The organism is Aeromonas sp. D3, from assembly GCF_027705025.1.
GTDB lineage: Bacteria > Pseudomonadota > Gammaproteobacteria > Enterobacterales > Aeromonadaceae > Aeromonas > Aeromonas salmonicida.
In genome coordinates, this window is sequence record NZ_JAPDBE010000034.1 from 35,445 (window position 1) to 53,032 (window position 17,588).

Here is a 17,588-nt window from a genome sequence, read left to right on the forward strand (position 1 = left end):
AATCGGGGCGGTGCAGAACGGGGGAGTAGAAGACAGTTGGCGAGATATCCTCAAATGGATGCTCGTCAATCGCGCAGATAGCAAAGGGCACCGCAAGCAGTGCCCCTTTGTATCAACTTACGCTTCGCTGGGTGCGCGCCAGTCGTCAGAGCCGGAGGTACCGGCGACTGTGTGTTCCCAGTCAATCTTGCGGTAGGCCAGAGAGACCTGGATCAGCTGGGTGAAGTCAGACTTCGCCGGATCCTGGCAGTGGGGCATCTGGCAGTCGATATCGACGATAGTGGCATCGGTCAGCACGGTAGAGAAAAAGTGCTCCTGCTTGCCTTCCACGGAAGTGCGATACCACTTCAGGGTCACTTTCGGCAGCATTTCACCAGAGGCCAGGGCGTTGTACATCAGCGGTACGGCCTTGTTCAGGGCGACGGTGAATTTGAACGGCTTGTGGACACGCTGGCCGGCAGGCTGACCGGATTGCGGGTCAGTCGGTACGGTCACAACGTGTTGGAACTCTTGTACCAGCATCTCGTCTTCGTGACCTTGCACGAAGATGTTGCCGACGGAATCGGAGGTGAAGGCACTCGCGGTGATGTTGCCCTGGGTTTTACCTTCGATGCTGATATAACATGGAGTTGGCATGTGTATGCTCCTGATTGGTTGAACGGTAATGACACTCGACCGAAACCATTAGCAGTGACCATGCCAAACATTTTTATTTATAAAAAACAAATGCTTACTAAAAACTCAGTTCTAAATCCTCCCCAAAAGAGCGCAACAAGTTGCGCGGCCGGCATATAACACTGTAAAAAGTTGCACACCCAGCATTTAAAACCAAAATTAAAGCAATACCTTGCTCATAATGATATTTAACCCCGTTAGGCAAGTAACAGCGTCTTGTGGCTGACCTTCCCACTGAGCTATCAATTAGTAGGAGAGCAGTAGCTGAGGTAATCCACTGATGACGCATACGAACAAGGTTCTGGCAATCATGACGACCAGATCACCCGATGCGATCAGAGTAATGAAGAGGCTGGGCGAATAGCTGAACCGATATAGGGTCGAATGGCCGCCATGGAAAAACAAAACCCCCGGACAATCAGATTGCCTGGGGGTTTGCTGCATGTCGGTGATAACAAGATCTGTACGCATATCACGTTCGAACCGGACAGTCCGTCAAACGGGCATAAAGAAAAGGGCCTGTCTTGCGACAGGCCCTTTTCTTTTATTTGGCGGTGAGGGAGGGATTCGAACCCTCATTCTCACATGTTGCAGCACAAATATAACCTTCAATTTCAATAACTTACGCAATTATCGGCAGCTATAAAAGCTATGTAATTGTCTCAGGTAATTGCTATGAGACTTATTGTGCTTTTATATAGAAAATTAATTAAATGTCAACCACATAGGTTGTGGCAATTCACTGCGTTGTTGATCACGGACAATTGAGTTGGAAACTCAACGGCCCTGCAACAGCAGGGCCTTTTTATTTTTTGCGGTGATTAACTGTAATTAAATTACAAAATGATCTCGGTTGGATCTTTCAGGCAGGTCAGGGTCTGCCTCTTGTCAATGGCACACATAAAAGCATCATTCCTATTGATGCAAAAATAATGGGCGTTGATATTGACTCAATAGCGTCAGATGCGACACACTGTAACTGCATCATTAACGATGAAGAGATTTTTTGTGAAGCTGAACCATATTGCCACCATCAGTGCTGGGCACCCCTATCGCGGCAAGATCCCGGAGATCGATTCCGGCAGCATGGCCGTGGTGCAGATGAGAGATGCCTCGCCAGAAGGGGGGGTTGACTGGTCTGCCTGCCTTCGTTCTGAGCCTACCAGCAAGAAGGAGCCTGACTGGCTGCAAACCGGCGATATCTTGGTGGCGGCCCGTGGCAGCACTAACTATGCCGTGCTGGTTGATACCGGGCTTGCACCATTGCCCGCCGTAGCCGCCCCTCACTTCTATGTGGTGCGGTTGCATAGCGAGGCGCTCAGTCCCGAATTTCTGGCCTGGCAGCTCAATCAGTCCCCTTGCCAGCGCTACTTCGAGCTTCACGCCGAAGGCAGCGCTGCCAAAAGTATTCGTCGTCAGGTGTTGGCGGAGACCCCCATCGGCATCCCATCTCTTGCAAGACAAGTAGCCATCATGAAGATGGTCAACATCCTGCGTGAAGAGCGACGTCTGACGCAACAACTGCAACGCAACGGCGAGCAGATGATGCAGGCCATCGCTGCCAGCCTGCTCGAACAATCCGATCAGCAACCGAAATAGTTTTGCTGAGCAGCCCATTTTTCCAAGAAATACCCAAGGAATTGTGACTTATGACTACCTCGATAAACCAGGACGATATCAACAAGGCCCTCTGGTCTGCCTGTGATACCTTTCGCGGCACTGTCAGCCCTGATACCTATAAAGATTTTGTGCTCACCATGCTGTTCCTGAAATACATCTCCGATGTCTGGCAGGATCACTACGATGGCTACAAGGCCGAATATGGCGATGAGCCGGAGCTCATTGAAGAGATGCTCAAAAACGAGCGCTTCGTGTTGCCCAAACAGGCCAGTTTCTACAGCCTGTTCGAGCGTCGTCACGAGCCGGGCAACGGCGAGCGGATCGATCAGGCGCTGCACGCCATCGAAGAGGCCAATGGCACCAAGCTCAAAGACGCGGGCAAGAGCGTGTTTCAGGACATCAGCTTCAACACCGACCGCCTCGGCGAAGAGAAGCAGAAGAACACCATACTGCGCCATCTGATGGAAGACTTTGCCAAGGATGAGCTCAACCTCAAGCCGAGCCGGGTCGGCACCCTGGATGTGATCGGCAACGCCTACGAGTATCTCATCAAGAACTTCGCCGCCAGCGGCGGCCAGAAGGCGGGGGAGTTCTATACCCCGCCCGAAGTCTCCGATCTTATCGCCGAGTTGCTGGAGCCGATGCCGGGCGACACCATCTGCGATCCGGCCTGTGGCTCGGGGTCGCTGTTGATGAAGTGCGGACGCAAGGTGGTGGCAAACCATGGCGAGAAGCACTACGCCCTATACGGTCAAGAGGCTATTGGCTCTACCTGGTCGCTGGCCAAGATGAACATGTTCCTGCACGGGGAAGACAACCACAAGATCGAGTGGGGCGACACTATCCGCAACCCCAAGCTGCTCGATAAAAACGGCGATCTGATGCGCTTCGATATCGTGACCGCCAACCCGCCCTTTTCGCTGGATAAATGGGGTCATGAGGAGGCGGGGAACGATAAGTTCGGTCGCTTCAAGCGCGGGCAGCCGCCCAAGACCAAGGGGGATTACGCCTTTATCCTCCATATGATTGAGACCCTCAAGCCCAAGAGCGGCCGCATGGGGGTGGTGGTGCCCCACGGCGTGTTATTCCGGGGTTCCAGCGAGGGCAAGATCCGTCAGCAGCTGATCGACGAGAACCTGCTCGATGCGGTGATCGGCCTGCCGGAGAAACTCTTCTACGGCACCGGCATCCCCGCCGCCATCCTGATCTTTAAAAAGCAGAAGGTGGATGACAATGTGCTGTTTATCGACGCAAGCCGCGAGTTCAAGGCGGGTAAAAACCAGAACCTGCTAAGTGCGGACAATATCGCCAAGATCGTTGCCACCTATCGCAATGGCGGCAATGTTGATAAATACGCCTACCTTGCCTCGCTCAAAGAGATCAAGGAGAACGACTACAACCTCAATATCCCCCGTTATGTGGATACCTTCGAGGAAGAAGAGGAGATCGATCTGCTGGCTGTACGGGCCGAGCGCGAACAACTGAAAACCCAACTGGCCGAGCTGGAAATCGAGATGGCCAAGTATCTGGAGGAGTTGGGTTATGGTGCCTAATGGGTGGGAGAAAAGAGACCTCCAAGGTTTGATCTCTGTAAAGCACGGGTTTGCCTTTAAAAGCGAATATTTCTCAGATAATGGAGATATGGTTCTACTCACGCCAGGAAGTTTTTATGAGTCTGGCGGGTTTAGAAATCAGGGGGCGAAGACAAAATTTTACAAAGGCGATGTTCCACGTGGTTATTTGCTTAAAAAAGGTGACATGCTCATCGCTATGACTGAACAAGCAGAAGGGCTTCTGGGAAGTGCTCTTTTTGTACCTGAAAACAGCAAGTACTTACACAACCAGCGACTAGGTTTGGTGCAAATAATCAGACAGGAGCGCGTTTGCTTAGAATTTCTTTATCTCTTTTTCAATGCGCCTTCTAGTAGAAGGCAGATTACTGAGCAGTCTACAGGAACAAAGGTAAAACATACCTCTCCAGACCGCTTATGCTCAGTAATAGGACTGATACCGCCACTCCCAGAACAAAAGAAAATTGCTCAAATTCTCTCCACTTGGGATAAGACTATCAGCACCACCGAGCAACTGCTGGCCAATAGCCAGCAGCAGAAAAAGGCGCTGATGCAACAACTTCTAACCGGCAAAAAACGCCTGCTGGATAACAATGGAGTGAGGTTTAGTGGGGAATGGAAACAAGTAAAACTATCAAAAATATTTGAAAGAGTGACAACAAAAAATAATGGAAAAAGTTCCAATGTTGTCACCATGTCTGGGCAACAGGGCTTGATCCGCCAAGAGGATTTCTTTAAAAAATCAGTCGCGTCTGAAATCCTTGATGGCTATTTTTTGTTGAAAAATGGCCAGTTTGCTTACAACAAGAGCTATTCAAATGGTTATCCGATGGGTGCCATAAAGCGCCTTAATCGTTATGATGATGGCGTTGTGACTACTCTGTATATTTGCTTCGAGATTTCTGAACCGACAAAAGCAGATAGTGATTTCTGGGAGCACTATTTTGAGTCTGGACTGCTTAATAACGGTCTCTCACAGATTGCACATGAGGGCGGTCGTGCTCATGGCTTACTGAATGTAAAGCCAGCAGATTTCTTTTCACTAAAAGTGCCTCTGCCGTCACTAGATGAACAGCAAAACATCTCCGCAGTGCTCCGCACGGCTGATCAGGAAGTCACTGCTCTCCAGCAGAAATTGAATGCTATCAAGCAAGAAAAAAAAGCACTGATGCAACAACTTCTGACCGGAAAATGCCGAGTTAAAATCAACTAAATAGGTGATAGCTATGAAGCTGGGATTCTTTTTTGGTGCTGGAGCAGAAGTCGGATACGGTCTGCCTAGTGGTGGAAAATTTGCCATCGACCTTTTTCGTCAAGATCCAAGTCAATACAAGACCGAACTACGTGACCAGCTTCGTACATTGGATTCGCGTTCACCTTATGCCAATGACTGGCTACCACAAGGATATGTTGGCAAGAGTATTTATGCTTTTGGACGTAATGAGTTTACCAGCATTATCGAATCATCTATCGAATACAAGCGGGACGAAATAATTCGGCGTCTAAACCGTTTCGATCAAGAGTGTGATGATGCTATTTTGGCCTTGGGCATCGATAAAGCAACGCTAGAGCAGGCATTTTTAGAACTGACAGGCACCACCATAGGTGAGCGTTTATACACTCACGATATTCGCCTTAACGAGTTATTGGCTAGAGACGTCAGGTTATTTGAGTCTGAATATTACTCAGCCATGTTGGATGTAGTTCGTGAATCAGCTCACAACGATGATCTAAAAAGGTACGTTACATCCTTCTTACAGTTATTAGTTGGCGCCCATGGTCAAGCTCTTGTGCAACGCCTGAACCAAGAACTGTTCGAGGCGGCACCGGATGATTTGCCCATCTTTGATGATATTGCTGGTATGTTCCGCCTGGAATTTAACCGCATTGGTTCAACGGCTTTGGAACTGTTGCTGGAAGAGAACCGAAATTTTGATATTGGTGAGGGGGCAACAGCCCTAACTCTTTTCTGTTCAATAGCACAAAAAGTACTAGAAAACCTATTTACGACGGTGCTTGACTACCAGAAGCTGATAGATGATCATTTCCGCTACCTATTTTCGCCATCCACTGAGTGGGCCAAGTTCACTCGCATGGTTATTTTTCTCAAGATTGCCCGCGAATACATCAGTGCTCAGGCGCCAACAGCCGAAGAGCTTCCGGCTCAAGGTTATTACCACGACCTGGCTACATTCGATGGAGATCTCACATTCTCGGCCATCGGTACGGCCAACTACAACAGTCTGCTAGCCGAGGTTTTCCGTGGCATGGACATAGCGCTGCCGGAAATAATTCATCTGAATGGCAGTGTGCATGACTATTACAACCCTTATAAAAATGCTGTCATTACCTGTGATAACCCAGATGATGTAGATAACAGTCAGATCCATGTTCCTTTCATCCTGACACAAAGCGGTCTTAAGCCTCTTACTTCGGTGGCCATGTCACGGCGGTACGTCAGGCTTTTCGATGCTTATGCTGAGTCTGATGCTATCGTCGTTGTGGGTTTCGGATTTAACAAGGACGACAGCCACATTAATGGGCTTTTCCGTGAACTGGTAGAGAACCAAGGTCGGAAATTAATTCTCATTGCAAGGAGTGTGGATGGCACCGCAGAAGATCAAAAACGGCGGTTACGCAATAAGCTACGTATTTCTCATACATTTAGCCACTTATTGACGGTAATTCCCGTAGATGATCGCACAAGACTTCAAGGTGATCGCCTGTGGCTGGATCAAGTCTTTGCTGCTCTGCAAGAGGAATAATCGTGGCGAACACTTCTGTATCAGCGATGACCCAGTCAACACCTAAATTTCAGGAAGAGTACAGCGCCAAGATCCCGGCTTTGACCCTGCTCACCCAGTTGGGCTGGACTTTCCTCTCCCCCGAACAGGCGCTTATCGCAAGGGATAACAAGGCCGATCAGGTGGTGCTGCGCCAACAACTGCGCAGCGTGCTGGCCGAGCGCACCTTTGTGTTTGCGGGCAAGACCTATCCACTGTCGGCCAAATCGGTGGACAATCTGGTGAGCGAGCTGTGCAGCCCGGCCCTGAATGAAGGATTGCAGGCGGCCAACGAGCGGCTCTATAACCACTTGCTCTATGGCATGTCCGTCACCGAGTTTGTTGATGGCAAGAAGGTGAGCCCAACCATCCCCCTGATTGACTGGCACAATCCGCACAATAACCGCTTTACCTTTACCGAAGAGTTTCGGGTCACCCGCGCAGGGGGCATCGAGTCGCGTCGCCCGGATATCGTCTGTTTCGTCAATGGCTTGCCCTTGGTGGTGATTGAGGCCAAGCGCCCGGATGGCAACGCCAAAAAAGGGCCGACCATCAAGGAGGGGATCTCCCAGAGCCTGCGCAACCAGCGCCCGGACGAGATCCCGCTGCTGTTTGCCTACAGCCAGTTACTGCTCTCCATCAATGGCATCGAGGGGCGATATGGCACCTGCGGTACGCCAGAGAAGTTCTGGGCCGCCTGGCGTGAGGAGGACATCGGTGATGGTGAGATGACAGCCATCAAGAATCAGCCGCTCTCATCCGGACAACTCTCCGCCCTGTTTAGCCACCGTTCCGCCGCCGACCTGGACTGGTATCAGTCGCTGGTTGCGGCGGGCGAACTGGCCGTCAGCGATCAGGATCGGCTGCTCATCAGCCTGCTTTCCCCGGAGCGGCTGCTGGAGATGACCCGCCTGTTCACCCTGTTTGACAAGAAGGCGGGCAAGATAGTCGCCCGTTACCAGCAGGTGTTTGGCATCAAGCGGTTGATCGAGCGTATCAACCAGAAACGCCCCGATGGCGGGAGAGAAGGTGGGGTGATCTGGCACACCACTGGTTCGGGCAAGTCGTTCACCATGGTGTTCCTCAGCAAGGCGCTGATCCTGCACGATAGTTTGAAACAGTGTCGCCTGCTGGTGGTGACCGACCGGGTGGATCTGGAGAGCCAGCTCAGCAAGACCTTTGCCTCCAGCGGTGAACTCGCGGGCAAGAAAGATAAAGAGGCGGCCATGGCTACCTCGGGCAAGCGGCTGGCCGAGCAGATCGGTAAGGGCAGCGAGCGGATCATCTTCTCGCTTATTCAGAAGTTCAACTCAGCGACCAAGTTGCCGGAGTGCATCAACAAGAGCCCGGATCTCATCGTGCTGATCGATGAGGGCCACCGCAGCCAGGGGGGCGAGAACCATGTCCGCATGAAGCTGGCATTGCCCAACGCCGCCTTTGTCGCCTTTACCGGCACACCGCTGCTCAAGGATGACAAGACCACCAACAAGTTTGGCCCCATCGTCCATGCCTACACCATGCAGCGGGCGGTCGAGGACAAGACGGTGACGCCGCTGCTCTATGAGGAGCGTATCCCCGATCTGGAGGTCAACGAGCGGGCCATCGACAGTTGGTTTGAGCGCATTACCCAGGGATTAAATGAGCAGCAGCAGGCCGATCTGAAACGCAAATTTGCCCGCAAGGGCGAGATCTACAGCGCGGAAGATCGCATCAAGCTGATTGCGTTCGATATCGCCAGTCACTTTTCAAACCACATTGTCGAGGGGCTCAAGGGCCAGCTGGCCTGCGATAGTAAGGCCTCGGCGGTGCTCTATAAAAAGTACCTCGATGAGGCGGGGCTGTTCGAGTCGGCGGTGGTGATGAGTCCGCCCGACAGCCGGGAAGGCAACACCGAGGTGGATGAATCGACCACACCGCTGGTCACTCAGTGGTGGAAGGAGAATGTCGGTACTCAGGATGAGCAGGTCTATTCCAAGGCGCTTATCGAGCGTTTTGCCGATGAGAATGATCCCCTCAAGTTGCTGGTCGTGGTGGACAAGTTGCTGACCGGCTTCGATGAACCAAAGAACACAGTGCTCTATATCGACAAGCCACTCAAAGAGCACAACCTGATCCAGGCGATTGCGCGGGTCAACCGGCTGCACCCGAAGAAGCAGTTCGGTCTGCTTATCGACTATCGCGGCATCTTATCCGAGCTGGATACCACCATCGGTAAGTATCAGGATCTTGCTTCCCGCACCCAAGGCGGCTATGACGTTGACGATCTCAAAGGTCTCTACAACCAGATGGGCACCGAGTACAAGCGGCTGCCACAGCTCTATCAGGCCCTGTGGGGCATCTTCGCCGGGGTGAAGAACAAGCAGGATATCGAGCAACTGCGTCAAGTGCTGGTGCCCAAGATGGAGGAACTGGACGGCGAACTGGTGGATGTGAACCTCAAGGTGCGAGAAGACTTCTACGAGGCGCTCACGGCGTTTGCCAGTTGCCTGAAAGTGGCGTTGCAGTCGGCCTCTTTCTTCGAGGACGGTGCCTTTAGCGAGGCGGATCGCCGTCACTACAAGGAGACGGTGAAACAGCTCTCCAGCCTGCGCCAACTGGTGCAGCAGGATGCCGGTGAGAAGGTTGACTACGACGAATATGCCGAGCAGGTGAAGAAGCTGCTGGATAAGCATGTGGTCGGTGTAGAGGTCAAAGAGCCGGGTGGCTTCTATGAAGTCGGCAAGATGGGCCAAAAACAGCCAGAAGAGTGGAACGAGAACAAGACCCGTAACGAGACCGACATCATCAAGACTCGCGTCACCCGCATGATCGAGCAGGAGCTACGCGACGACCCCTACGCTCAGGAAGCCTTCTCCAAGTTACTGCGCCAGGCCATCGAGGAAGCTGAGAAGCTGTTCGAGCACCCGCTCAAGCAGTACATGCTGTTTCGGGAGTTCGAAGAGCAGGTGCAGGAGCGGCGTCTGAGTGACTTTCCTGACGCCTTTGCCGGTCATCGTCACGCGCAGGCCTACTTTGGGGTGTTCAAAAAGGTACTGCCGGAGGTGTTCGCCATTACCGACAGCCAGGTACAGGAGAAGTGGATAAAGCTGGCCTTTGAGATCGATACGGTCGTGGATGCATCGGTGGCCGAGCACTCCATCAACCCGCAGAACATCGAGGCGGGTATTCGCAAGCAGTTGCTGCCGCGTATGTTCCAGGAGTGCAAAGCAATCGGCAGTGGTATGGAGCAGGCCAAGAAGATTGTCGAGATGGTGGTGCAGATCACCCGAGTCGGCTTGAGCGGAGTCTGATCAGATGAATGTGCCTATTCGGGTCAAGGGCGATGCTCAGCCCCAGGCTCCAGCTCCATCCTTTAGCTTTCGCTACGGCGATGAGCGGATCGCCTTCGAGCGGGTGCAACGGAGACAGGCTAGCGGCAAGGTGCTTATCAAGGTGCATCCCGATTGCCGCGTCGTGGTCTCGGCCCCGCGTGAGACGGCTGATGATGCGGTTCTCGCAGCGGTCAAGCAGCGCGGACGCTGGATCTACGAACAGTTACGCGACTTTCGCCAGCAGTTGGAGCACGTCACCCCACGCCAGTACATCAGCGGTGAGAGCCACTATTACCTCGGCAAACAGTACCTGCTCAAGGTGATCAAAGCCCCTGATTCGGTGCAGGGGGTCAAGATGTTGCGTGGCAAGCTGGAGGTATCGGTCAGGAGCCTAGTCACTGATAGCGCAAAGAGAGCCGAGAAAGTCCAGGCACTGCTCGCTGACTGGTACAAGGCTCGTGCCAGGGAGGTGTTTGCCAGACGACTCAATGCCATGCTCGATCAGGCCATCTGGGTCACCGAGCGTCCGCCCCTGCGCATCCTGACCATGCAGACCCAGTGGGGCAGTTGTTCCCCCAATGGCCGGATCACGCTTAACCCGCATCTGGTCAAAGCGCCCCGCGAGTGTATCGATTACGTGATCCTGCACGAGCTCTGCCATATTGCCGAGCACAATCACAGCGAGCACTTTTACCGGCTGATGGGTCAGGTGATGCCCGGTTGGGAAAAGACCAAAGCGAAGCTGGATGGCATGGCTAACCGCTTGTTGACGTGAGTTATCAGCTCGTCAGTCACCCACAGCCCGGCAGGCCACCCTTGCCGGGCTGATTTTTTGGTGTGGATGCATTGATTGCTCTTCGCATGGAGCCTTTTGTAGCCAAAAACGGACATTTTTTCTGAGCGGAATCATCAATCGCTTCAGAATAATGTTCTATATCCGCCACCCTCTTATGTCAAAAAAGGAATAAAAAACATTTATTTATTATTTATAAAAATAAATATCCGTGATTATGTATGCTTATGTGATTTTTTATAACTATATGTTTTTTTAAGATAAAAAATCAAATTTTGTTGAGTGTAGTATTTTTGCCATGATAGCGTCGATAGTTATTATTTATAAAAATAAATAAGTAAAAACAATACCTTACGTGCACTATTGCGGTTGACGACCCCCTGCCCAGTTACTAGGTTGTATGCAGGTCAGGTAGGAGTAGTCATGCAGCAAAAAACGGTTCAGCAGCCCATCGTCACCGATGCGGTTCACATTAGTCCAGAAATGGTGTTCACGTTGAATCGGAATTGGTGTTCATGATCGGCCGGCACATGCAGCCAACCTACGGTGCAGATACAATCCACTACCTGATTACCCATGACCCTCAGCCAGCTTCAAGAGTCGATATGGCATCGGAGGGCTTGCCACGACTGCATGCCCCAATTCTACCAACATGCTATTGAGGTCAAAACGATGATTAAACCGGAAGCAGTATTCAGCAAGATGCCTTGGTAAATGCTTCGCTCCGAGCTTATGACAACTGCCCCGCAGCGAGTTCTTCACATTCCCTATCATCGTGTTTACCCAGTTGAATGCCGGATGATCCAGCAAATCAAGGTTGCCCCCGGTGACAACTCCCAGGTGCTCACAATTGGCCTCCTTGACCGCTTTGAAACAGGCCAATCCATCGGATATCACCGCGCTACCACTGGCAATATGCCGTTTTGCCCAATCAGCAACGGACTTGGTTTTGAAACCATCGACCACCGTCATCCGCATCTTGATTGGATGTCCTTCCTTGTGCAGGGCCACTGCTGCCACAAACGGCGTCTTGCCTGCCGCGCCCCGACCCCGTTTGCCACCACGGCGCTCGCCACCCCAGTAGACATCATCGAGCTGAATGATGCCGCTGATGGGCTGCTTGTCATCGGACTCTTTCATGGCTTGCAGCAGCTTGTGCTTGAGCATCCAGGCGGTGTCATATTTGACGCCCAACTGGCGCTTTAGCTCCATCGCTGACAAGCCTGTTTTGGTTTGTGACAACAGGTGCATTGCCAGAAACCACTTGGTCAGTGGGAGCTTGGTGTTTGCGAAAATCGTGTTTCCAGTCAATGACATCTGGTGACGGCAGTGATTGCATTGCCACACACGTGGCCGCCTTCTCAGGCGACAACAGGTCTTGTTGGCACATTCAGGGCAGACAAAGCCGTTAGGAAAACGCCAAGTGAACAGCGCGTTTTCGCACTGAGCCTCAGTGCCATAGTCCTTGAGAAACTCAAACAGGCTGTAGCCTTTCTGGAATTGGACTTTGCTTTTGGCCATGATCTCGCACCTCGATAACTGTACGTAAGATCAGTATAGTTCGTGGTGACTGCTAATCATGGATAATCAGGTCTACATATGATATATAAAAACAAGTTCTGTAAGAAGAGCTATACTTAAGCCATACAACAAAAATAAGTATTTTATGATGAAAATGACACTATCAGGAAATATAATCATCATACTAACATTATTAGTTGGTATGTTAAAATCTGCCAATGCCAATGCCAATGCCAATGCCAATGCCAATGCCAATGCCAATGCCAATGCCAATGCCAATGCCAATGCCAATAATATTACTCTCGTTAGTTCTGAGGGTACGTATAACTCGATGTATGGATGTTGGCTTCATCGAATATATAGCGAAGCATTTTCAAGGCTTGGATATAAATTATCATATCTAGCAGTCCCTGGTGGAAGAGCGCCACTAATGGCTGAACATGGTGAAGTAGACGGAGAAATTCATAGATCGTCTGAATACCAATCACAAACAACAAATTTAATCCGAGTTAATGAACCACATTTTTTAGTAACTTATGAAACATACGTTACTAAAAAAACGCTAAAGTTTCATCATTGGAATGAACTTGGTTTATATGGCCTGAGAGTTGAATTTAGACGTGGAGCGAAGAGGGCTGAAAAAGAACTAACTAAAGTAGTACCCTCCTCATTGCTAAGTGACATAACATCCACTGAACAAGGATTAAAAAAATTAATTCGAGGCCGTACTGATGTGTTCGTAGAGCAAACTTTAGTTTTCAAAGGAGTATATGAGACTTTACAAAAAAACAACAAAGAATTCGGTTTGGTTTATTCTGCCGGAATAGTCGACACATTGCAAAATTATGTATATTTAAACAAGCGCCACAAAACTTTAGGAGAAAAACTGGCGCTAATAATAAAAGACATGAAAAGTGATGGTTCCATTAGCACCTATATGAGCGAAGACTGTACTATGAACAAATAAACATTGTGGGTGTATAGCTCTAAATAACTGTTCCGAATAGTAGATCACTGGAGGAAGGGAACTCAGTCCAGTTTGTGCGATCTCATTAGTCGCCAAACAAAACAAGCCACACCAAAAGGACTGAGTTGATGCCTATCCTACCACCCCTGCCACGACCACAACGGCGCCGCATTCACAAAATCATCCATGCCACCCGTGATAAAGGGCATGCTCGTCGCTTGATGGCCATCTTGCTGTTACATGAAGGCCGCACGATCACTGATGTTCATCACCTTACCGGCGCGGCTCGCTCGACCATCGGTCGTTGGCTTCGGTGGTATCGGGATGAAGGTGTGGGGGCTCTAGAAGCCTTACCGGCTGGCCGTGCCCCAGTCTTACCTGTCGCCAAGATTGTCACCTTACTGGTGCTGCTCATGCAGTTTTCTCCGCAATATTTTGGTTATCAGCGCAGCCGCTGGTGTACCGAACTATTGGCTATCAAAATCAATCGGTTAACAGGGCTCAATGTGGCCGCCTCCACACTTCGTCGATGGTTACCTCGCATGGGTATTGTCTGGCGCAGGCCCGTGCCGACCTTGCGGATAAAAGACCCTGCCTATCAGGAGAAAATGGCGAATATCGACGCTGCGCTGGCCCGCTGTGATACCGCTAATCCAGTGTTTTATGAGGATGAAGTCGATATAGACCTCAATCCCAAATTAGGGGCCGACTGGATGTTCAGAGCGCAGCAAAAGCGGGTTGTCACACCGGGACAGAACGCCAAACATTACCTGGCAGGCGTTCTCCATGCAGGCAACGGAAGAGTGCTTTACGTCAGCGGGATAAAGAAAAACTCATCGCTGTTTATCGCCATGCTGGAAAAGCTGCGTCACCACTACCGACGAGCCAAAACCATCACGCTGATCCTCGATAACTACATCATTCACAAAAGCAAGCAGACCGAGCGATGGTTGAAGAAGAATCCCAAGTTCTGCATGGTATTCCAGCCAGTTTACAGCCCTTGGGTTAATCACATAGAACGGCTGTGGCACAAGTTACATGAAACCATCACGCGCAATCATCAATGCAGAGGAATGGCCAGTCTGCTGGCCCGAGTGAAACACTTCATGAACACAGTGTCTCCTTTCCCGGGGAATGGCTATGGCACAGCGAAGGTGTAGCACTATTGGGATCAGTTATTTAGGAGGTCAGATCATCGAGTCACCAGATAGTTCCCGGATTTGTTCAACAAGGCCGGTTCAAGCAGCTGATGACAGAGAAGCTGAGTCTGCGCAAATATAACGGGCAAGTAGGTGAAGTCATGGGTTATGTGTGTGCCATGAACAAACTGTGCGCTCTTGGTCTGCCCGTTAGGCAGCCCCAAGTGTAACTGTCACCTGGGACTGGGGAAGTTACGTCCAGATAGCTGATTTGGGTAATAACGCCGCATATCGACCTTGAAAGCGACGAAAATAGCGGAAGTGAAGGTTCCCGTTATTGCCCATGGTCGCGCATCGTGCGCTGAATAAAATAAGGGGTTGGCTGGCATAGCCCGTTGTTTCCTTGGCAAAAATGCTCGTCGAATTAGGCGAAGGAAATTAATGCAGAACAGGACCTTAGAAGGATGTTAAATGCTATATCCTCTTAAGGTCCTGTATAACTAACTGTGTATAAAAGTATCGATCCATGTGACTATCATTAATGGGTAATCAGGATCCTCACTCAGTCGATAAAACCGAGAGCACGTAGCTTATCAAGGGCCCGGTCCTGGTCGGCATTGGAGAAATCGGGCTCCTGAGCAATCCGAACCAGGCGGTCAAACACCTCTTTACTCTGAGAATCCAAAACTGCACAGACCGACGCTAATGAGACAGTGTAGCGATCGCTGCAAGCAGATGCCATCGCTTGAGCAAGCAAAGCGCTTGAACGAGTGCCGTTGTGCTTTTCAATACGCCTAAAAAGATCGTCAAAAATTTTCATTATTTACTCCATTTCCCTTCAAGGGAAGATGTGAATAGGCTCCAGACGTAAAAATAGAAACGCCTGTGTGTTTAATTAAATAAATTAAAACTTCGTGTGTGGCAGGTGACACTTATTCCCTGTTAGCACCTCCTTTGAGCTGGGTTAGTTTTATGTTCTTGCGGCGATTAATTTTCCTAAACTCACTCTCAAAATCAATTAACTCAATACGAAATAGGGCTGCTATGTGTCTTTTTGAGCAGGCATGCTTCTTTGAGCTCAACGAGAACCGCTGGTTTCCAGGCACTATGTCACGGCAGCAGGCTCGCCGTTCTGTAGGGCTAAGGATAAATATCCTGTCTGAATTCATTTCACCATCCGGCAGTGCTTTCCCTGATGCCCTATCTTTAAATGATTGAGTGGCCATCATTAGTTTTTTATTATATTCCTCATCCATAAAACACCCTGCAATCTATTTCAGCAACAGGCTATCAGGCTTATTAAGATGATTCAACAGATAATTGAAGATGAACCTAATAATAATTTTTCTAATATTTTCATATATACCTGCACGCGGTATTAATCTCCGCATTATGGACTACTCTCTTGCCGACTGACGTTGATGTTATTGCAATAAAATAGGTAGGTAGGCTTGAACTAATGGAATAGATGCCGCATGCAATTGCATGCGGCAACGCACGCTTGCTAACCTTTAACTTAAGGTGCTACCGACTATGCTGTGCCTGCGTAAAGTCGCTTATTGAGCCACCTGCGGCGCTATAACAACACCTCAACGGGTAGGTCCGCAAAATGCATCTACGTCGATTTAAAATCACTTCATTTAGCTGTACCTGATTACCCATGACTCAAAGAGTTCTCCACCCACTGTGTTCGCCTACCTTACTCAACTTCATTCTTAGCTTCTTTTCGTCTATTTCTTTCGCCTTTTATCCACATGCGGACCGTGTATTCATCAACATTACAACTGAAGGCTATATCCCTAATTTTATTTCCACACTCAAAAAACTGACGAATTGCTTCATTTACTTTCATATTATAGTAATAATATCTCATCGAGTACCCTTATTAAATGGTGGAAGGAAGTGTTTATTATATAATTAGCATGTGAATATTTGTGCTCGTGTATTCTGCCACTTCATCCATACGTAGCGGTAAGCTAATTGATGAATCGACCTAGATTGGTTAACGTTCGGAACCAGCTCTTGCCAGGCTACGAAAACACCATGTTCAGCTGGATAAGTAATAGTGTACAGATTGGCAAATCAGCACCTTCTGTTTGTATATACAGTGGTACTTACTGGTAAATAATCTATGAATATCATGGGCCTTGGTCATTTCGATATTCACTCGCATAGTAACTCCATACTGCCAGTGCGGTCATTGGGCTGCTAGGAATGCACTCACGGTAAACCGAGAGACTCTCGTCTGTCAAGGTGGAAATCAAGATCATGCCATTGATTTTTAAGGGATTATTTATTGAAAAAATAATTGTACAAATTTCACCCTTGGTTGTTTTTTGCTCTTTTTGAGTATTGTCTGCACAACATTTGACCTATAACATGCCCATAAACAGAGTGGACGTAGTTGGGATGGTAAATATCGCTAATGCGGTAGTCATTACATGTGGATAATATGCTCGCAGAGCAATATAAATAAAAACATTTTTGCCGTTCGATTTAATGGATATGAGCTTAAACAGAACATAAACAGACGAATTCCTGCATATAGCGGGACATCAATGCTTGAATGACATGTTCTAGTTGTTTTCAATGTGATTCATATTTTATTTTGAAAACAAAGGCTCAATTGTTTATTTCAGAATCATAATGCATTTAAAATGCAATGTCTAAAATAAGCACTAGGCGCTCTTGTGCATGAAAGGGGGATATGTAAGGGGGGTAATTCTGGATGCAATCTATTTATAGATAGAGGTTCATTACACTCTTGCATCCAGATGGTAGAGATTGTGTGTTTAGACTGATACATCAGTGAGTAAATCTGTGGCGATGTACTCATACGTTTTATCCGGCCTCCTTTCCCGCCGAATCCAAGTATTTGATACGCATTTTCTGATATAGTTTTTTGCCTGCCGTTCCTGTATGGAAAATTCTGCACAAAAGGAGTTCACTAACTCGGATGCTGATACAGAGGTATGCCCACTCAGAGCTTTTTTGAGGGAAGTTAATAATGTGCTGTTATCACTATCATTCGCGCTGACGAATATCAGATGTTCTGTTCGGTTTAATAAAATCTCATCAGGAGTTTCAACCGCTCTCGAACTAAATCTGAGGCTGAATCTAGCCCCCTGCCCATCCCAGGGTGGGAGCACACTTTGTTGATATTTTAACCAAAGAATAACTGAGCCCGATAGTCGTCATTCCAGCCGGC

The 17,588-nt window shown here is 49.3% G+C and carries 12 protein-coding genes and 1 pseudogene; 9 read left to right on the forward strand and 4 right to left on the reverse strand.

From position 1 onward, the window contains the following. Nucleotides 1–117: 117 nt before the first annotated feature. Nucleotides 118–636 (reverse strand): type VI secretion system effector Hcp1, encoded by a 519-nt coding sequence (gene hcp1 / locus OKC28_RS17320; protein ID WP_021140316.1) that lies wholly within the window; start codon nucleotides 634–636, stop codon nucleotides 118–120. A gap of 1,047 nt (nucleotides 637–1,683) precedes the next feature. Between hcp1 and OKC28_RS17325 the strand changes: the two genes are divergently transcribed. From OKC28_RS17325 to OKC28_RS17350, 6 genes are read left to right on the forward strand one after another with little or no spacing between them, the layout of a single operon-like run. Next, nucleotides 1,684–2,274: a restriction endonuclease subunit S gene (locus OKC28_RS17325; RefSeq protein WP_232099076.1), complete on the forward strand. Its 591-nt coding sequence runs from the start codon at nucleotides 1,684–1,686 to the stop codon at nucleotides 2,272–2,274. Nucleotides 2,275–2,324: 50 nt separating this feature from the next. Then, nucleotides 2,325–3,848: a type I restriction-modification system subunit M gene (locus OKC28_RS17330; RefSeq protein WP_043154911.1), complete on the forward strand. Its 1,524-nt coding sequence runs from the start codon at nucleotides 2,325–2,327 to the stop codon at nucleotides 3,846–3,848. Then, nucleotides 3,838–5,079, forward strand: a complete 1,242-nt coding sequence (locus tag OKC28_RS17335) for a restriction endonuclease subunit S (RefSeq protein ID WP_270690558.1) — start codon at nucleotides 3,838–3,840, stop codon at nucleotides 5,077–5,079. The genes OKC28_RS17330 and OKC28_RS17335 overlap by 11 nt, the downstream gene beginning before the upstream one ends. 13 nt (nucleotides 5,080–5,092) lie before the next feature. Next, nucleotides 5,093–6,631 (forward strand): hypothetical protein, encoded by a 1,539-nt coding sequence (locus OKC28_RS17340; protein WP_270690560.1) that lies wholly within the window; start codon nucleotides 5,093–5,095, stop codon nucleotides 6,629–6,631. A 2-nt stretch (nucleotides 6,632–6,633) separates the two neighbouring features. Further along, complete coding sequence (locus OKC28_RS17345; RefSeq protein ID WP_270690562.1) at nucleotides 6,634–9,939, forward strand: type I restriction endonuclease subunit R; 3,306 nt, start codon at nucleotides 6,634–6,636, stop codon at nucleotides 9,937–9,939. Between the two features lie 4 nt (nucleotides 9,940–9,943). Continuing rightward, nucleotides 9,944–10,735, forward strand: a complete 792-nt coding sequence (locus tag OKC28_RS17350; RefSeq protein ID WP_024946118.1) for a M48 family metallopeptidase — start codon at nucleotides 9,944–9,946, stop codon at nucleotides 10,733–10,735. A 588-nt stretch (nucleotides 10,736–11,323) separates the two neighbouring features. Here OKC28_RS17350 and OKC28_RS17355 read toward each other — a convergent pair. After that, complete coding sequence (locus OKC28_RS17355) at nucleotides 11,324–12,274, reverse strand: IS1595 family transposase (RefSeq protein WP_270690564.1); 951 nt, start codon at nucleotides 12,272–12,274, stop codon at nucleotides 11,324–11,326. Between the two features lie 145 nt (nucleotides 12,275–12,419). Here OKC28_RS17355 and OKC28_RS17360 point away from each other — a divergent pair, with 145 nt between their 5' ends. The 3 genes and pseudogenes from OKC28_RS17360 to OKC28_RS17370 form a co-directional block, all read left to right on the forward strand. After that, on the forward strand, nucleotides 12,420–13,241 hold the full coding sequence (locus OKC28_RS17360; protein WP_270690565.1) for a transporter substrate-binding domain-containing protein: 822 nt from the start codon (nucleotides 12,420–12,422) through the stop codon (nucleotides 13,239–13,241). A gap of 128 nt (nucleotides 13,242–13,369) precedes the next feature. Next, nucleotides 13,370–14,401 carry an IS630 family transposase gene (locus OKC28_RS17365; RefSeq protein ID WP_270690567.1) on the forward strand — a complete coding sequence of 344 codons (1,032 nt, stop codon included), beginning with the start codon at nucleotides 13,370–13,372 and terminating at the stop codon, nucleotides 14,399–14,401. A 74-nt stretch (nucleotides 14,402–14,475) separates the two neighbouring features. After that, nucleotides 14,476–14,610: pseudogene (locus tag OKC28_RS17370) on the forward strand (IS5/IS1182 family transposase); the annotation flags it as partial. A 332-nt stretch (nucleotides 14,611–14,942) separates the two neighbouring features. Here OKC28_RS17370 and OKC28_RS17380 read toward each other — a convergent pair. After that, the gene (locus tag OKC28_RS17380; protein WP_005893578.1) at nucleotides 14,943–15,200 is read right to left on the reverse strand and encodes a hypothetical protein; all 258 of its coding nucleotides are present in this window, start codon (nucleotides 15,198–15,200) and stop codon (nucleotides 14,943–14,945) included. A 112-nt stretch (nucleotides 15,201–15,312) separates the two neighbouring features. Continuing rightward, the gene (locus tag OKC28_RS17385) at nucleotides 15,313–15,636 is read right to left on the reverse strand and encodes a hypothetical protein (RefSeq protein WP_139039450.1); all 324 of its coding nucleotides are present in this window, start codon (nucleotides 15,634–15,636) and stop codon (nucleotides 15,313–15,315) included. Between the last annotated feature and the right edge of the window lie 1,952 nt (nucleotides 15,637–17,588).